Origin of the sequence: Rhodanobacter geophilus, from assembly GCF_040812275.1 — a bacterium.
GTDB lineage: Bacteria > Pseudomonadota > Gammaproteobacteria > Xanthomonadales > Rhodanobacteraceae > Rhodanobacter_A > Rhodanobacter_A geophilus.
This window is the reverse complement of the sequence record NZ_JBFOHL010000003.1, coordinates 109,613-125,043: the sequence shown is the minus strand read 5'-3', so window position 1 is coordinate 125,043 and position 15,431 is coordinate 109,613. Positions and strand designations below refer to the sequence as shown.

Below are 15,431 nucleotides of genomic sequence, written 5' to 3'. Positions count from 1 at the left end.
GTCTTGGACCGCGCGGCGCGGGCGCGCAGTACCGCGGACGCCGTCGCGCGGCGCAGCTACGGCAAGCTGGTCGCCTTTCTGGCCGCCGCCATGCGCGATGTGGCGGCGGCCGAGGACGCATTGTCGGAAGCCTTTGCCGCGGCGTTGGCGGACTGGCCGCTCAACGGCTGTCCCGCGAACCCGGAGGCGTGGTTGCTGACCGTGGCGCGGCGCAAGGGGATCGACGGCGTCCGGCGTCACCGCAGCGGCGAAACGGCGGCCGTGCAGCTGCAGATCCTGGCGGAGCTGGACGAGGCTGCTTCGACCGTGATGGACGATGCCGCCATTCCGGATCGGCGCCTGGCGCTGCTGTTCGCCTGCGCGCATCCGGCCGTCGATGCCGGCATTCGCGCGCCGCTGATGCTGCAGGCCGTGCTCGGGCTGGATGCGAAGACCATCGCTTCGGCCTTCCTTGCGTCGCCGGATGCGATGGGCAAGCGCCTGGTGCGGGCGAAACAGAAGATACGCCAGGCCGGCATCCGGTTCGCCATCCCCGCGCGCGACGAGCTGGCCGGACGGCTGGACGGCGTGCTGGATGCGATCTACGCCGCCTTCGCGGAAGGCTGGAGCGACCCCGGCGGCACCGATGTGATCCGGCGCGACCTCACCGCGGAAGCCCTGTTCCTCGCCGGCCTGGTGGCCGGGTTGCTGCCGCGGGAACCGGAGGCGCTGGGCCTGCTGGCCTGCATGCTGCACGCGGAGGCGCGGCGCCGCGCGCGCCGCAACGCGGACGGTGACTACGTGCCGCTGGCCGAACAGGATGTCGCGTTGTGGGATGCGGCGATGATCGACGAGGCCGAGGCGCTGCTGCTGCGCGCGAGCGCGCTGGGCCGCATCGGCCGTTACCAGCTTGAAGCGGCGCTGCAGTCCGCGCATGTCGAGCGCCGCCGCAGCGGGCGTACCGACTGGACGCCCGAGGTGCAGATCTACGATGCGTTGCTCGCGCTCTCGGGTTCGCCGGTGGTCGCCCTCAACCGCGCACTGGCCATCGCGGAACTGCAAGGTCCGCGCGCCGCGCTGGAGATCGTGGACGCGCTCGCTGCCGACGGCCGGCTGGTCGATTACCAGCCCTACTGGGCGGCACGCGCGGCCTTGCTGGCCAGGATCCATGCCTTTCCCGAGGCGCGGGATGCCTACGCCGTCGCGATCGGCCTGGCCGGCGATCCCGCCGTCCGGCGCTTCCTGCAGGGGCGCCAGGCCGCCTTGCCGCGCTGAGCCCGCCGCGTTGCGGCCGCTCGCGGTGACCGCCGCCCCGCGGATTGGTGCAATCAGTAACGCCGCGTGCGCTTGCTGTCCGCGCTGGCGGCCTGCATCTCCACGCTCAGGGTGAAGGTGCGTTGTTCGTCGGGCTGCATGGCGCCGACGCCCACCAGCTTGCGCGCGACCTCCTCGCCGCGCTCGTTGCGGATGGTCAGCACCATCGAGTATTCCCACGCGCCGCTGTCGGGATTGCGGAAGCTGCCCTCCACGCGCAGCGGTACGGACGTCGCCGCGGTGGCGTCGGCCGATTCGCTGAAGCGCAGCTTGTGGCGGCAGGCGGGGCACACGCCCGCACTTTCGAGGATGGTCTCCCGGCAGTGCGGGCAGCTGCGCGTCGCCCCGGCCGTGCCCGGGCGTGCAGTGGTCACGAAGTCGTGCCGCCGTGTCCGCCGTTGGTGCCCTTGTCGTCCCAGCCGAACTCGGCCTGGCCGCGCATGCGCGAGCCGGCCGCCACGCTGAGCGAGCCGGCTTTCAGGTCGCCGGCCAGCGCGCCGCTCTGCAGCAGTTCCACATGCACCGCGGATTCGATGTTGCCCACCAGTTCGCCCGCGATGGTGACCTTCTCGGCGCGCACGCTGCCGGTCACCTTGGCGCCGGGCTCGATGGTGAGGTCCCCGCGCACGCTCACGTCGCCCTTGAAGCTGCCGGCGATGCGCACATGGCCCGCACCCTCGATCTTGCCCTCGATGGTGATGTCGGGCGCGATCAGCGATTCGGCCTTGGGCTTGCCCGGCACGGCCACGGGCGCGGGACGCACCGCCGGCTGCACCGGTGCCGCCGGTTCGGGTTTGCTCTCCGGGATGTCGAATCGCGCCTGGTCCGTGACTTCGGGCGTCGCGGTGGTGGCGGATTTGACGGGTTCTTTCCACAAGGCCATGACGGGGCTCCGGTTCATGCGGGGGGAAGGCCGAGCGTACCCCCCGGACGGCTGCGATGGAATCCGCTGCAGACAGCTGGCGTTCACTGCACGAAGCCGGATGACTCGTCCATGGCCACGATGGCACGGCGTGGCTCGACGGCCGCCCGGTGCCGCGCCATGCATGCAACCCGCTCAGCGCCGCGTCGCCAGGACCCCGTCCAGTGCCAGCTGCGCCTTGAAGCCGGCTTGCTCCAGCCGCCTTGCCACTTCGCGCGGCACGTCGCGGCCGCTGGTGAGCCTGTTCGGGCTGCCGGTGTAGTGGAACAGCCGGCCGCCGCGGCGCAGCACGCGCGCCAGCTGCTCGTAGAACGCCAGCGCGTACAGCTCGCCGGCGATGCCGAAGCGGGGCGGATCGTGCAACAGCGCATCCACCGAGGCGTCGCCGAGCTGCGCGATGGCTTGCGACACGTCCGCGTGGACGAGCTGCAGGCGCCCGCCGTGTTCCGGCGCGTCCGGATCGGGCGACCACGGGTTGAGCGTGCGCAGCCACAGCACGTCGGGGTTCTTCTCGAACGACTGGATGCGCGCCGCGCCCGCTTCCAGGCAGCAGGCGGCGAAATAGCCCAGACCGCCGCAGGTATCCAGCACCACCTTGCCGCGCGGCTCGACCAGCGTCACCTTGCGGCGCGCGTCGTCCAGCGGCGACGCCTGCGCGGTGGGCAGCATCTTGATGCCGTCGATCTCGAAGGTGGGCACGTTCCACTCGGTGGGCACCAGCTTGATCAGCGAACCGGAAAAGCGCGCCGCGGGGGCGAACTCGTCGCCGTCCCAGTAGTGGATGCTGCGGTCCTTCGGCGCGGGCGGCCAGGGATAGCGTTCGCCACGCCACAGCCACGCGTCCTCCTGCAGCCCGGCCGTGCCGGTGGAGCGGCCCAGGTCCAGTGAACCGCTCCACGCGGTCGCGCCGGCTTCGCGCGCGGCAAGCAGCGATTCGGCGGTCGGGCGGGTGAGCAGGGGGCCGGTGTAGTGCGGCACGTGGGGAGTCTCCTGGGGGTGATCCGCACGGGGTGCCGGCGAGCCGTGCCAGGCCATCCGGGCGGATGGCGAATCATGACGGATGTGGCGCCAGCCGCGACATCATTCCGTTTTCCTCACGGGGGCGGGGGCATAGTCGGGGAATCGCGGCCTGCGCCGCGCCACTCGGGAGTCGTGTCATGACAAAGCGTTTCACGCGTGGACTGCCGGCCTTGTTGCTGGCGCTCGCCCTGCCGGTCGCCGCACAGGCGGCGGATGCGAACGGCGCGGCATCGAAGCAGATCGCGACCGCCGGCGCGCATGCCGGCATGGCGCTGGGGGCAACGGATCTGGCGACGGCGCACATGCACCTGCACCATGTGGTGAATTGCCTGGTCGGGCCCGCGGGCAAGGGCTTCGATGCCAAGGCGGAGGATCCCTGCAAGGGCATGGGCCAGGGCGCCATCGTCGACGCGAAGGGCGATGCCGCCGTCGAGGCCCGCCTGCACGTGGCGCTGGGCCACGCCGAGCAGGGCCTGAAGGCCGGCACGCTGGATGCCACGCATGCCGATGCGAAGAAGGCGATGGAGAGCCTGCAGGCGAAATGAGGCAGTGCGCCGTTCGTGGGCGCCGGCAAGCGTTGCATCGCGGCTTGCTGGCGTGATGCCTCGTGCCCCATGACGAATACGCCTGCGATGAAGTTTTCCATGCTCGCATGCACCTTGGCGGCGGCACTGGGCTGCGCGGCCTGTTCGCCAGGGGCGCAGGAACCGGCGACGCCGGCATCTTCCGCATCCTCGCCCGGCTTGCCGGCCACGCAGGCGCTGCCGGCCGGTGCAATGACGACGGCCGGCCCTGCCGCTGCGACCACGGTCGCGAAGCCGGTCGCGTCGCCGATCTACCTGTTCGACCTGCTGCAGCGCGCGGACTTCAGGCAGGCGCTGGATGCGTTGCCAGGCGCGCAGGCCTTGCCGGCCTGGGTGCGCCAGGGCGGCACGGCGACGCCGGTACGGATCGTGCGGCTGGACGGCAAGCCCATGCTGCTGGCCACCGCCTGCAAGCCGCACGATTGCCCCACCGAGCGCGTGGCCCTGCTGTACGACGCGCAGGACCATGCGATGTGGGGCCTGTTCGCGCAGCGCCCGGAAAACCTGACGCCGGCGGTCGATCCCGACGACAGCTCGCAGGACAAGCTCAACTGGCTGGGCGGGCCGGACCAGGCGCGCCAGCGGTTGCTGCACGACGCGCTGTACGTGCGTTGACGCCGCGCATCACGGCGGCTTGATCGCCGCGAGTGTCCAATGAACGGGATGCGCCGCGGGCGAGCGGCGCGCATTTCAGCGGAGAGCACCCTGCATGAGCACGATCAAGGTGGCGGTACTGGTGGGCAGCCTGCGCAAGGCGTCGATCAACAAGCGGCTGGCGCGGGCGGTGGAGCGGCTGGCACCGAAGGACATCGCCTTCGAATACATCCGCATCGACAGCCTGCCGCTGTACAACCAGGACTTCGATGCCGACTACCCGGCCGAAGGCAAGCGCCTGAAGCACGAGATCGAGGCCGCCGATGCCGTGCTGTTCGTCACGCCGGAATACAACCGCGGAATCCCCGGTGTGCTGAAGAACGCGATCGATCTCGCCTCGCGCCCCTGGGGCACGAATTCCTTCGCCGGCAAGCCGGGCGCGGTGATCGGCGCCTCGATCGGCGCCACCGGCAGCGCGCTGGCGCAGCAGCATCTGCGCAACGTGCTGGCCTATCTCGACGTGGCGACGCTGGCGCAGCCCGAGGTGTACGTGCAGTTCAAGGACGACGGCCTGATCGACGCCGAGGGCCACGTCGCCAGTGAAGGCACGCAGAAATTCCTGCAGGGCTTCGTCGACCGCTACGTGGCCTGGGTGAAGGCCCACGCGAAATAGCCCGGATGGCGGTCGCCGCAGGAGCGGCTTCAGCCGCGACCGGTTGTACGAATCGCGGCGGCTCCTACGCCTCCGCGCCGCAGAGCTTCTCCAGCAACTGCTGCTGCACGTCGCGCACCGCTTCGCCGGCGGCACGCGCCACCGGGTGATAGCTGCCGTCGGCCTGCAGTTCGGCGGTGCCGCTGTTGTCGTCGAGGTAAAGCTCCAGTGCGGCGAGGATGCGCTGCTGCAGCTTCTTGCCCTCGATCGGGAAGGCGCATTCCACGCGACGGTCCAGGTTGCGTTCCATCAGGTCGGCGCTGGAAAGGTACAGCCGCGGATCGCCGTCGTTGGCGAACCAGTAGGCGCGGCTGTGTTCCAGGAAACGGCCGATCACCGAGCGCACGCGGATGTGCTCCGACACGCCGGGGACGCCCGGGCGCAGGCAGCACATGCCACGCACGATCAGGTCGATGCGCACGCCGGCGATGCTGGCCTGGTACAGCGCGCGGATCATCTTGGGATCGGTGAGCGCGTTGACCTTGACCAGGATGCGCGCCTGCTTGCCGGCCGCGGCGTGTGCGGCTTCCTGCGCGATCAGGCCGAGCAGGCCCTGCTTCAGCGTGAACGGCGCCTGCAGCAGCTTCTTCATGCGCAGCGCCTTGCCCATGCCGGTGAGCTGGCTGAACAGCTTGTGCACGTCCTCGCACAGCACCCCGTCGGAGGTGAGCAGGCTGTAGTCGGTGTACAGCCGTGCGTTGCCGGTGTGGTAGTTGCCGGTGCCCATGTGTGCGTAGCGCACCAGCTCGCTGCCTTCGCGGCGCTGGATCAGCATCAGCTTGGCGTGCGTCTTGATGCCCACCACGCCGTAGATCACCATCGCGCCGGCCTGCTGCAGGCGCGAGGCGAGGGTGAGGTTGGACTCCTCGTCGAAGCGCGCGCGCAGCTCCACCACCGCGGTCACTTCCTTGCCCGCCCGCGCCGCGTCCACCAGGGCGTCGACGATTTCCGAGTCGGCGCCGGTGCGGTACAGCGTCTGCTTGATCGCCAGCACCTGCGGGTCTTTCGCGGCCTGGCGCAGCAGGTCCACCACCGGTGCGAAGGATTCGTAGGGGTGCAGCAGCAGCACGTCCTGCTTCGCGATCGCGGCGAACAGGTCCTCGGTACGCTTCAGCGCCTTCGGCAGCGCGGGCACGAACGGCTTGTACTGCAGCGCGGGGTAGCTCACCTGGCTGGCGATGCGGAACAGTCGCGCCAGGTTCACCGGTCCGTTCACCTCGTACAGCTCCGACTCGGCGAGGCCGAACTGCTTCAGCAGGTGCGCGCTGAGCGCCTTCGGGCAGTTGTCGGCCACCTCCAGCCGCACCGCGTTGCCGAAGCGGCGCGAGTACAGCTCGCCGCGCAGGGCCAGCGCCAGGTCCTCCACGTCCTCGGGATCGAGCGCGAGGTCGGCGTTGCGGGTCAGCCGGAACTGGTAGCAGCCGAGCACGTCCATGCCGGGGAACAGTTCCTCGGCATGCGCATGGATCATCGAGGACAGCAGCACGTAGCAGTCGCCGCCCTCGGCAAGGTCGTCGGGCACGCGGATCAGCCGCGGCAGCACGCGCGGCGCGGGCACCACGGCGAGGCCGGAGTCGCGGCCGAACGCGTCCACGCCGTCCAGCTGCACGATGAAGTTGAGGCTCTTGTTGACCAGCAGCGGGAACGGATGGGTGGGGTCCAGGCCGATCGGCGTCACCAGCGGCGCCACCTCCTCGCGGAAGTAGCGGCGCACCCACTGTTTCTGCCGGTGCGTCCACTGGTCGCGCCGCGCGATGCGGATGCCGTGCGTGGCGAGTTCCGGCAGGATGCGTTCGTTGAGGATCGCGTACTGCCGCTCGATCTGCCGGTGCGCGACCGCGCTGATCTCGGCCAGCGTCTGGCGCGGTGCCATGCCGTCGGCGCCGAGCAGCTCATGGTCCAGCGCGATCTGGCCCTTCAGTCCCGCCACGCGGATCTCGAAGAACTCGTCCATGTTGCGCGAGAAGATCAGGAGGAACTTCAGGCGTTCCAGCAGCGGCGTGCGCTCGTCCAGCGCCTGGTCCAGCACGCGGATGTTGAACGCCAACTGCGACAGCTCGCGGTTGAGGTACAGCCGGCGCTCGCCAAGGTCGGGCGCGGAGGCCGCGTCATTGGCCGCCGCTGCGCCCGCGGCGGCGGGCGAGGGCTTGCGGGGAGCGTGTGAACTCATCGATGCATATCCGTGGCGCGCGTATCGCGTCGATCCATGCCGGCATGGTAACCCCGGTGGTTCACGCGCTCCCCGCATGGGTGTGGAGACACCGTGCCGCGGTTTCATGACGGTTCGATGACGCCGGCCGCGATTCAGGCTGCGGCGTTGCGGGCCTGCATCGCCAGGTAGCGGCTGGGCGGGGCGCCCAGCGTACGGCGGAACGCGGCGCTGAACGCGCTGGCGCTGGCGTAGCCCAGTTCCATCGCCACGGCGGTGACCGCTTCGCCATGGGCCAGCCGGGTCAGCGCGGCAAGCAGGCAGGCCTGCTGGCGCCAGGCGGCGAAGCTCATGCCGGTCTGCCGGCGGAACAGCCGGGTGAAATGGCGGCGGCTCATGCCGGCCTTGTGCGCCATCGCATCGACGTCGATCTCCAGCGCAGGCGCGGCGAGCAGGGCGCGGCACAGCTTGCGCAGGCGCGGCTCGTCGGGCAGCGGCGTGTTCAGCGGCAACGCGGGCATCGCGCGGATCTCGTCCAGCAGCAGGGCCATCACGCGGCCGTCGCGGCCGTCCAGCGCGTATTCCAGCGGCAGGTCCACCGCTTCCAGCAGCAGGGCATGCAGCAGGGGCGATACCGCGATCACCTGGCAATGCGCGGGCAGGCCGGCGGCGTCGGCGGCTTCGCGCCGCACGTACACGCTGCGCGTGGAAACCTCGCCGCTCATGTGCACCTCGTGCGGCACGCCCGGCGGTATCCACAACGCGCGTTGCGGCGGCACCACCCAGCTGCCGCGATCGGTCGCCGCGCTGACCACGCCGGTGGCCGCGTACAGCAGCTGGGCGCGCCGGTGCGCGTGCGCGGGCAGCACGTAGCCCGCGGCGTAGTCGTTGCCGGTGGCCACGACGTCGCGCGGCGCGTTCTCGTAGGCATCGACGCGGGCGTGTCTCATGCAGGAACCTGCTCGATGTCTTCGGTATGGCCCGGATTCGACATATTCTGACCCGACGATGCATGCGGGCCGCCTCCCGACGGATTATCGTGCGCGCAGCGACGGATGCAATGCGAGCCGTCGCGATCTTTCCCCGAGATCCCCGACGAGTTCCCCCATGCAGACCCGCGTCGACGCCGTTCCGCTGAACCCTGCCGCCACGCCACCCGCGGCCGCCGAGGAGCGCACCCAGTTCACCGTGCTGGGCGCGATCAGCTTCTCGCACCTGCTCAACGACATGATCCAGTCGCTGATCCTGGCGATCTATCCGCTGCTGAAGAGCGGCTTCCACCTCAGCTTCGCCCAGGTCGGACTGATCACGCTGACCTACCAGGTCACCGCCTCGCTGCTGCAGCCCCTGGTGGGCATGGTGGCCGACCGCCGCCCGATGCCGTATTCGCTGGCCGCCGGCATGGGCTTCACCCTGGCCGGCTTGCTGCTCCTGGCGACCGCGCCGAACTTCCCGGTGCTGCTGCTGGCGGCGGCGCTGGTGGGCACCGGCTCGTCGATCTTCCACCCCGAATCCTCGCGGGTGGCGCGCATGGCCTCGGGCGGCCGCCCGGGACTGGCGCAGTCGGTGTTCGTGGTCGGCGGCAACTTCGGCGCGTCGCTGGGGCCGCTGCTGGCGGCGTGGATCATCGTGCCGCACGGGCGCGGGAGCGTGGCGTGGTTTGCGCTGGCGCCGCTGCTGGCGATCGCGGTGCTGGTGCAGGTGGGCCACTGGTATGCACGCCACCACGCCAGCCGCGGCAAGTCGCGTGCGCGCCGCGCGCCGGTGCGCGAACTGTCGCCGGGCATGGTGCAGGCCTCGCTGCTGATCCTCGGCGTGCTGATCTTCTCCAAGTACTTCTACATCGCCAGCATCAGCAGCTACTACACGTTCTACCTGATGCACAGCTTCAACGTGTCGGTGCAGAACGCGCAGGTGCACCTGTTCGTGTTCCTCGCCTCGGTGGCCGCGGGCGTGCTGATCGGCGGCCCGCTGGGCGACAAGGTGGGGCGCAAATGGGTGATCCTGGGCTCGATCCTCGGCGTGGCGCCGTTCACCCTGTTGCTGCCGCACGCCAATCTGTTCTGGACCGGCGTGCTCAGCGTGGTGATCGGCCTGGTGCTGGCCTCGGCCTTCACCACCATCATCGTCTACGCGCAGGAACTGGTGCCGGGCCGCATCGGCATGATCTCCGGCGTGTTCTACGGCCTGGCCTTCGGCATGGGCGGCATCGGCGCCGCGGTACTGGGCAAGCTGGCCGACCTCGACGGCATCGCCCATGTCTACCAGCTCTGCGCGTACCTGCCATTGATCGGCGCGTGCGCGCTGCTGCTGCCGGATATCGAGAAGCCGCGCCGGGCCTGAATCAGCCCCCGACCACCACCGGCTCCGGTTCCAGCCGCACGTTGAATTTCGCCTGCACGGCGGCGATCACCTGTTGCGCGAAGGCCCACAGTTCGCCGCCGCTGGCGTGGCCGTGGTTCACCAGCACCAGGGCGTGGCGGTTGGAGATGCCGGCGTCGCCCTCGCGCCGGCCCTTGAGGCCGGCGGCTTCGATCAGCCACGCGGCGGAGAGCTTGCAGCGGCCGTCGGCCTGCGGCCACGCGGGCAGTTCCGGATACGCGCCCTTGAGCGCTTCGGCCTGCGCGGCAGCGACCACGGGGTTCTTGAAGAAGCTGCCGGCGTTGCCGATCACCGCGGGGTCGGGCAGCTTGCGCGTGCGCAGGTGCACCACGGCCTCGGCGACATGGAACGGCGCGGGGCGCTCCACGCCCATGCGCGCGAGTTCCTCGCGGATGCCGGCGTAGTCGAGCTTGAGCTCGCGCGAGCGTGGCAGGGCGAAGCGCACGGCGGTGACGATGTAGCGGCCGGGTTCGTGCTTGAACAGCGAGTCGCGGTAGCCGAACGCGCAGGTGGCGCGGTCGAGCCGGGCCACGCGGTGTTCGCGGGTGTCCCAGGCTTCCACGCTCTCGACGAATTCGGCCACTTCGGTGCCGTAGGCGCCGATGTTCTGGATCGGCGCGGCACCCACCGTGCCGGGGATCAGGATCAGGTTCTCCAGCCCGGCGTAGCCCTGGCCCAGCGACCAGCGCACGAAGTCGTCCCAGCGTTCGCCCGCGGCCACCGCGATGCGGGCGATGTCGCCATCCTGCGCTACCTGCACGCCGCGGGTTTCCATCGCCAGCACGGTGCCGTCGAAATCGCCGGCGAGCAGCAGGTTGCTGCCTTCGCCCAGCACCAGCAGCGGGGCGTGGCGCAGGGCGGGGAAGTCCAGCAGTTCGGGCAGCTTGCTGGCGTCGCGCAGTTCGGCCAGCAGCTTCGCGCGCGCGTCCACGCGCAGCGTGTTGCGCGTGGCGAGCGAGGCGTTCTCGGTGAGCGTGTAGCCGCCCATGTCGGTCTTCTCAGGCGGCATGCGCGGTTTCCTGCTGGCGGCGGATCTCGTCCACGCATTCGGCGATCAGGCGCGGGCCGCGGTAGATCAGGCCGGAGTAGAGCTGCACCAGGCTGGCGCCGGCGGCCAGTTTTTCCGCCGCGTCGCTGCCGTCGAGGATGCCGCCCACGCCCACCACGGGCACGCGTTCGCCGAGGCGCCGGCGCATGCCGCGCAGCACGTCGGTGGAAAGCGCGAACAGCGGCTTGCCGGACAGCCCGCCGGTTTCGCTGCCGCGCGGATCGTCCGCCACGAGCGCGCGGTCGATCGTGGTGTTGGTGCAGATCACGCCGTCGATGCCGCTGGCGAGCAGCGCCTCGGCGATGCCGTCCTGCTCGTGCTCGGAAAGGTCGGGGGCGATCTTCAGCAGCATCGGCTTGCGCGCGCCGCCCTGCGAGCCGAGTTGCTCCTGCCGCTCGCGCAGCGCGTCGATGAAGCGGCGCAGGGTGGCTTCCTCCTGCAGGTCGCGCAAGCCTTGCGTGTTCGGCGAGGAGATGTTCACCGTGATGTAGCTGGCGCGGCCGTACACGCGTTCGAGGCACAGCAGGTAATCGTCCACCGCGCGCTCGTTCGGCGTGTCCTTGTTCTTGCCGATGTTGATGCCGAGCACGCCGCGGTAGCCGGACTGGTCCACGTTGCGCAGCAGCGCGTCGACGCCCGCGTTGTTGAAGCCCATGCGGTTGATGATGGCCTCGTGCTGCGGCAACCGGAACAGCCGCGGCTTCGGGTTGCCCGGCTGCGGCCGCGGCGTCACCGTACCCACTTCGACGAAGCCGAAGCCCAGCGCGCCCAGCGCGTCGAGGTGGTCGGCGTTCTTGTCCAGGCCCGCGGCGAGGCCGACGGGGTTGGGGAAGCGGATGCCGAAGGCTTCCACCGGCAGCTCGGCGGCGGGCCTGGCGACGAAGCGCATCAGCTCGCTGCGGTGGGCCACGTCCAGGCCGTACAGGGTGAGGCCGTGCGCGGTCTCGGCGTCCAGCGCGAACAGCAGCGGGCGGAGCAGGTCGTACATGTTCAGTCCAGGGTGCCGACGATGATGCGCGTGTCGTAGTCGAAGCTGACGCGGCCGTCCCGCTGGCAGCGCTCGAACAGTTCGCGCAGCGCGGCGATCATCGGCGCGTGCTGCGGATGGCCTTCCTTCGGCGCGTAGGAGGACGACATCAGGCGGCCGCGCAGCGCGTCGAAATCCAGCAGCTGCTTGTGCTCGAAGCGCGCGGTGCCGCGCCAGCCGCTGCCGAACCACGCGCGCATGCGGTCGTCGTCGGCGTAGCGCTCGGCCACGCTGGTGTAGTCGGTGCCGTGGCGTTGCAGCAGCGCCTCGTAGCCTTCGAGGAAGGGCGTGCCGGTGAGCCGGCGCGAGTTCCAGAAGATCGCGGCGAGGCCGCCGGGGCGCAGGATGCGTGCGAATTCGCGCCGCGTGCTGGCCGGGTCGAACCAGTGGAAGGCCTGCGCCACCGTCACCAGGTCGACGCAGGCGTCGGGCAGGGTGGTGGCGTCGGACGTGCCGGCGATGGCATTGAAACCGGAGCGGTCGCCCAGCCACGCGAGCGCCGCCTCGCGCATCGCGGCGTTCGGCTCCACCGCGGTCACGGCGTGGCCGGCGTCGAGGAACAGCTTGCAGGAGATGCCGGTGCCCGCGCCCACGTCGGCCACCTTCCAGGCGGGCGTGACGCCTTGCTCGCGGCGCAGCCAGTCCAGCATCGCGGTCGGGTAGCCGGGGCGGTAGCGCACGTAGTCGGCGACGCGGTCGCTGAAGCGTTCGGTGGATTTCATGGCATCAACCGGAGAGGCCCTGGCCGCCGTCCACGCACAGCGTCTGGCCGGTGATCCAGCCGGCATGCGGCGAAGCGAGGAACAGCGCGGCGTGGGCGATTTCCTCCGGCCTGCCGTAGCGGCCGAACGGGATCTTCGCGAGCGTGGCGGCGTAGCGCGCGGGGTCGTCGTGCCTGCAGCGATCCCACAGCCCGCCGGCAAACTCGATTGACCCGGGGGCGATGGCATTGACGCGGATGCGTTGCTCCGCGAGCTGCAGCGCCTGGGAGGTGGTGTAGTGGCTGAGCGCAGCCTTCATTGCGGCGTAGGCCGGCCCGTTGCGGCGCGGGTGGAACGCCGCGATGGAACTGGTGTGCAGGATGCAGGCGTGCGCCGAGGCCGCGAGGTGCGGCAGCGCGCGGCGCGAGGCGCGGATCGCCGCCATCAGGTCGATGTTGAAGTCGGCGAACCAGGCGTCGTCGCCCTCGCCGAAGCCGTAGCCGCTGGCGTTGTTCACCAGCACGTCGATGCCGCCCAGCGCGGTGGCGGCGGCGTCGATGTACGCGGCGACCGCGTCCGCATCGCCGAGATCGCAGCTGGCGGCATGCACGGGATGGCCATGGCCGGCCAGCTCGTCGCGGGTGGCCGCGAGCGCTTGCTCGCCGCGGGCGCAGATCGACACCGCGGCTCCGGCCCGGGCGAAGCCCAGCGCGATCGCGCGGCCGATGCCCTTGCTGCCGCCGGCCACGACGACGCGCCAGCCGCTGAAATCGAAGATGGATGGCGCGTCAGGCATCGTCAGTGCCAGAAGTGCAGGCCGAAGCCGAGGACGACGAAACCGATCCCCACGACGATGAGCAGTGCGCTGAAAGCCAGCTGCACGTAGCCCAGTGCCAGGCCGGCCACCGCCATGCCGTCGCCTTCCACGCTGCCCGGCGGCGCACGGCGGATTTCACCGCGGGCGAGATGGCCGCAGACCACGGCGACGATCGCCCCGACGAACGGCAGCATGCACCAGGCCGCGATGCCGGAGACCAGGCTGACCACGGCCAGCGCGTTGGTGCCGCGTGTTGCGGGAGGCTGATAGCTCATGGCGTCGATCCTTGTGCGTTGTCCAGCGGGCCGGTAGCAGCGGAGGCCTTCCCCTCACCCCGGCCCTCTCCCCGGCACGGCGGGAGAGGGGAGGAAAGCGTGGCTTACAGGTCGAACTTGATGCCCTGCGCCAGCGGCAGCGCGTCGGAGTAGTTGATGGTGTTGGTCTGGCGGCGCATGTAGACCTTCCACGCGTCCGAACCGGATTCGCGGCCGCCGCCGGTTTCCTTCTCGCCGCCGAACGCGCCGCCGATCTCGGCGCCCGAGGTGCCGATGTTGACGTTCGCGATGCCGCAGTCCGAGCCGGCCGCCGACAGGAACTGTTCGGCCGCGCGCAGGTTGTTGGTGAAGATCGACGAGGACAGGCCCTGCGGCACGTCGTTCTGCATGTCGATCGCCTCGTCCAGCGTCTTGAACGGCATCACGTAGAGGATCGGCGCGAACGTCTCGGTCTGCACGACCTCATGCGCGTTGGCGATGCCGGTGACGATGGTCGGCAGCACGAAGTTGCCCTTGCGGTCGGCCAGCGCCTTGCCGCCGGTGCGCACGGTGCCGCCGGCCGCCTTGGCCTTCTCGATGGCCGCGAGATAGGCCTGCACCGCCTCCGGGCTGTTGAGCGGCCCCATCAGCGTGGTGGCCAGCGTCGGGTCGCCGATCTTGCCCTCGACCTGCTGGTAGGCCTTGACCAGGGTGTCGAGCACGTTGTCGAAGATCGATTCGTGCACGAACAGGCGGCGCGTGGTGGTGCAGCGCTGGCCGGCGGTGCCGACCGCGCCGAACACGATGCCGGGGATCGCCAGCTTCAGGTCGGCCGTTTCGTCCAGGATGATCGCGTTGTTGCCGCCCAGCTCCAGCAGCGAACGGCCCATACGCTTCGCCACGCGCTCGCCGACCATGCGGCCGACCCTGGTCGAGCCGGTGAAGCTGATCAGCGGGATGCGCTTGTCGTCGACGAAGGCCTGCGAGAGCTCCGTGCCGGCATCGTTGAACAGGAAGAACAGGTCCGGGAAGCCGCCGGCCTGCAGCGCCTCGTTGCAGATCTTCATCGTGGCGATGGCCGACAGCGGCGTCTTCGGCGACGGCTTCCAGATGCAGATGTCGCCGGCGATGGTGGCGAGCATCGCGTTCCAGGCCCACACCGCGACCGGGAAGTTGAACGCGCTGATGATGCCGACCAGGCCCAGCGGATGGTACTGGTCGTACATGCGGTGGCCGGGCCGCTCCGAATGCATGGTGGCGCCGTACATCATGCGGCTCTGGCCCACCGCGAAGTCGGCGATGTCGATCATCTCCTGCACCTCGCCGTCGCCCTCGGGCTTGATCTTGCCCATCTCCAGCGCGACCAGCGAGCCCAGTGCGTCCTTGTGCCTGCGCAGCGCCTCGCCGCACAGGCGCACCGCCTCGCCGCGGCGCGGCGCCGGCGTGGTGCGCCAGACCTTGAACGCGGCCTGCGCGCGCTCGACGATCAGCGCATAGTCGGCGGCGCTGGAGGCGTGCACGCTGGCGATCACCTCGCCGCTGGCCGGGTTCACCGGCTGCAACGTGCCGGCGTCGCTGGTCTTCGACCACTCGCCGTGGCCGAGATAGGTGCCGGAATTGACGTCGGCCAGGCCGAGCGCGGAGAGGATGCTGTGGGACATGCGGACTCCTGGTGCCGGGCGCGCGCGGCGCCCCGTTTCAAAACGCCGATTCTAGCAGGGGCGGCCCCGGTGCCGGTTCGCGCACCGCGGCAATCCATGCCAGAATCCGCGCCCTGGCCCCGTAGCTCAGCTGGATAGAGCATCCCCCTCCTAAGGGGAAGGTCGCGCGTTCGAATCGCGCCGGGGTCACCAGATGCGCGAAGGCCGGCGAGAGCCGGCCTTTGGCGTTGTTGGAGGGCTTTGAGGGTCGTTGCGAATTCCAGAGCG

At 70.3% G+C, this 15,431-nt stretch carries 16 protein-coding genes and 1 tRNA gene; 6 read left to right on the top strand and 11 right to left on the bottom strand.

The features are described 5' to 3' along the window. Window positions 1-3 precede the first annotated feature (3 nt). A complete protein-coding gene (locus tag ABQJ56_RS04730) occupies window positions 4-1,254 on the top strand; it encodes an RNA polymerase sigma factor (protein ID WP_367843833.1) in 1,251 nt (416 codons plus the stop codon). Between the two features lie 53 nt (window positions 1,255-1,307). Here ABQJ56_RS04730 and ABQJ56_RS04725 read toward each other — a convergent pair whose 3' ends face one another. The 3 genes from ABQJ56_RS04725 to ABQJ56_RS04715 form a co-directional block, all read right to left on the bottom strand. Beyond that, entirely contained in the window at window positions 1,308-1,667 is a 360-nt protein-coding gene (locus tag ABQJ56_RS04725) for a hypothetical protein (RefSeq protein ID WP_367843832.1), read from the bottom strand. Beyond that, entirely contained in the window at window positions 1,664-2,176 is a 513-nt protein-coding gene (locus tag ABQJ56_RS04720) for a bactofilin family protein (RefSeq protein WP_437343391.1), read from the bottom strand. The genes ABQJ56_RS04725 and ABQJ56_RS04720 overlap by 4 nt, the downstream gene beginning before the upstream one ends. Before the next feature lie 174 nt (window positions 2,177-2,350). After that, on the bottom strand, window positions 2,351-3,193 hold the full coding sequence (locus tag ABQJ56_RS04715; RefSeq protein WP_367843831.1) for a class I SAM-dependent methyltransferase: 843 nt from the start codon (window positions 3,191-3,193) through the stop codon (window positions 2,351-2,353). Between the two features lie 179 nt (window positions 3,194-3,372). On the opposite strand from ABQJ56_RS04715, the gene ABQJ56_RS04710 reads away from it, so the two are divergent. The 3 genes from ABQJ56_RS04710 to ABQJ56_RS04700 all read left to right on the top strand — a co-directional run bounded on the left by ABQJ56_RS04710 (window position 3,373) and on the right by ABQJ56_RS04700 (window position 5,086). Next, window positions 3,373-3,780, top strand: coding sequence for a hypothetical protein (locus ABQJ56_RS04710; RefSeq protein ID WP_367843830.1), 408 nt, complete (start codon window positions 3,373-3,375; stop codon window positions 3,778-3,780). A gap of 99 nt (window positions 3,781-3,879) precedes the next feature. After that, on the top strand, window positions 3,880-4,434 hold the full coding sequence (locus ABQJ56_RS04705; protein ID WP_367843829.1) for an Ivy family c-type lysozyme inhibitor: 555 nt from the start codon (window positions 3,880-3,882) through the stop codon (window positions 4,432-4,434). A gap of 94 nt (window positions 4,435-4,528) precedes the next feature. Next, window positions 4,529-5,086, top strand: a complete 558-nt coding sequence (locus tag ABQJ56_RS04700) for an NADPH-dependent FMN reductase (protein ID WP_367843828.1) — start codon at window positions 4,529-4,531, stop codon at window positions 5,084-5,086. Between the two features lie 64 nt (window positions 5,087-5,150). Here ABQJ56_RS04700 and ppk1 read toward each other — a convergent pair whose 3' ends face one another. Continuing rightward, window positions 5,151-7,295: a polyphosphate kinase 1 gene (gene ppk1 / locus ABQJ56_RS04695; protein WP_367843827.1), complete on the bottom strand. Its 2,145-nt coding sequence runs from the start codon at window positions 7,293-7,295 to the stop codon at window positions 5,151-5,153. Window positions 7,296-7,429: 134 nt separating this feature from the next. After that, the gene (locus ABQJ56_RS04690; protein ID WP_367843826.1) at window positions 7,430-8,224 is read right to left on the bottom strand and encodes an AraC family transcriptional regulator; all 795 of its coding nucleotides are present in this window, start codon (window positions 8,222-8,224) and stop codon (window positions 7,430-7,432) included. Between the two features lie 157 nt (window positions 8,225-8,381). On the opposite strand from ABQJ56_RS04690, the gene ABQJ56_RS04685 reads away from it, so the two are divergent. Then, window positions 8,382-9,617, top strand: coding sequence for an MFS transporter (locus ABQJ56_RS04685; RefSeq protein ID WP_367843825.1), 1,236 nt, complete (start codon window positions 8,382-8,384; stop codon window positions 9,615-9,617). Window position 9,618: 1 nt separating this feature from the next. Here ABQJ56_RS04685 and murB read toward each other — a convergent pair whose 3' ends face one another. The 6 genes from murB to amaB all read right to left on the bottom strand — a co-directional run bounded on the left by murB (window position 9,619) and on the right by amaB (window position 15,164). After that, on the bottom strand, window positions 9,619-10,644 hold the full coding sequence (murB, locus tag ABQJ56_RS04680) for a UDP-N-acetylmuramate dehydrogenase (protein ID WP_367844011.1): 1,026 nt from the start codon (window positions 10,642-10,644) through the stop codon (window positions 9,619-9,621). Window positions 10,645-10,654: 10 nt separating this feature from the next. Beyond that, window positions 10,655-11,692, bottom strand: a complete 1,038-nt coding sequence (locus tag ABQJ56_RS04675; protein ID WP_367843824.1) for a quinone-dependent dihydroorotate dehydrogenase — start codon at window positions 11,690-11,692, stop codon at window positions 10,655-10,657. A gap of 2 nt (window positions 11,693-11,694) precedes the next feature. Beyond that, window positions 11,695-12,453 carry a class I SAM-dependent methyltransferase gene (locus ABQJ56_RS04670; protein ID WP_367843823.1) on the bottom strand — a complete coding sequence of 253 codons (759 nt, stop codon included), beginning with the start codon at window positions 12,451-12,453 and terminating at the stop codon, window positions 11,695-11,697. 4 nt (window positions 12,454-12,457) lie between these two features. Beyond that, entirely contained in the window at window positions 12,458-13,228 is a 771-nt protein-coding gene (locus ABQJ56_RS04665; protein WP_367843822.1) for an SDR family NAD(P)-dependent oxidoreductase, read from the bottom strand. A gap of 2 nt (window positions 13,229-13,230) precedes the next feature. After that, window positions 13,231-13,524, bottom strand: a complete 294-nt coding sequence (locus ABQJ56_RS04660) for a DUF4190 domain-containing protein (RefSeq protein WP_367843821.1) — start codon at window positions 13,522-13,524, stop codon at window positions 13,231-13,233. 104 nt (window positions 13,525-13,628) lie between these two features. Further along, on the bottom strand, window positions 13,629-15,164 hold the full coding sequence (gene amaB, locus ABQJ56_RS04655; protein ID WP_367843820.1) for an L-piperidine-6-carboxylate dehydrogenase: 1,536 nt from the start codon (window positions 15,162-15,164) through the stop codon (window positions 13,629-13,631). 115 nt (window positions 15,165-15,279) lie between these two features. On the opposite strand from amaB, the gene ABQJ56_RS04650 reads away from it, so the two are divergent. Next, window positions 15,280-15,356, top strand: a tRNA-Arg gene (locus ABQJ56_RS04650). Window positions 15,357-15,431 lie beyond the last annotated feature (75 nt).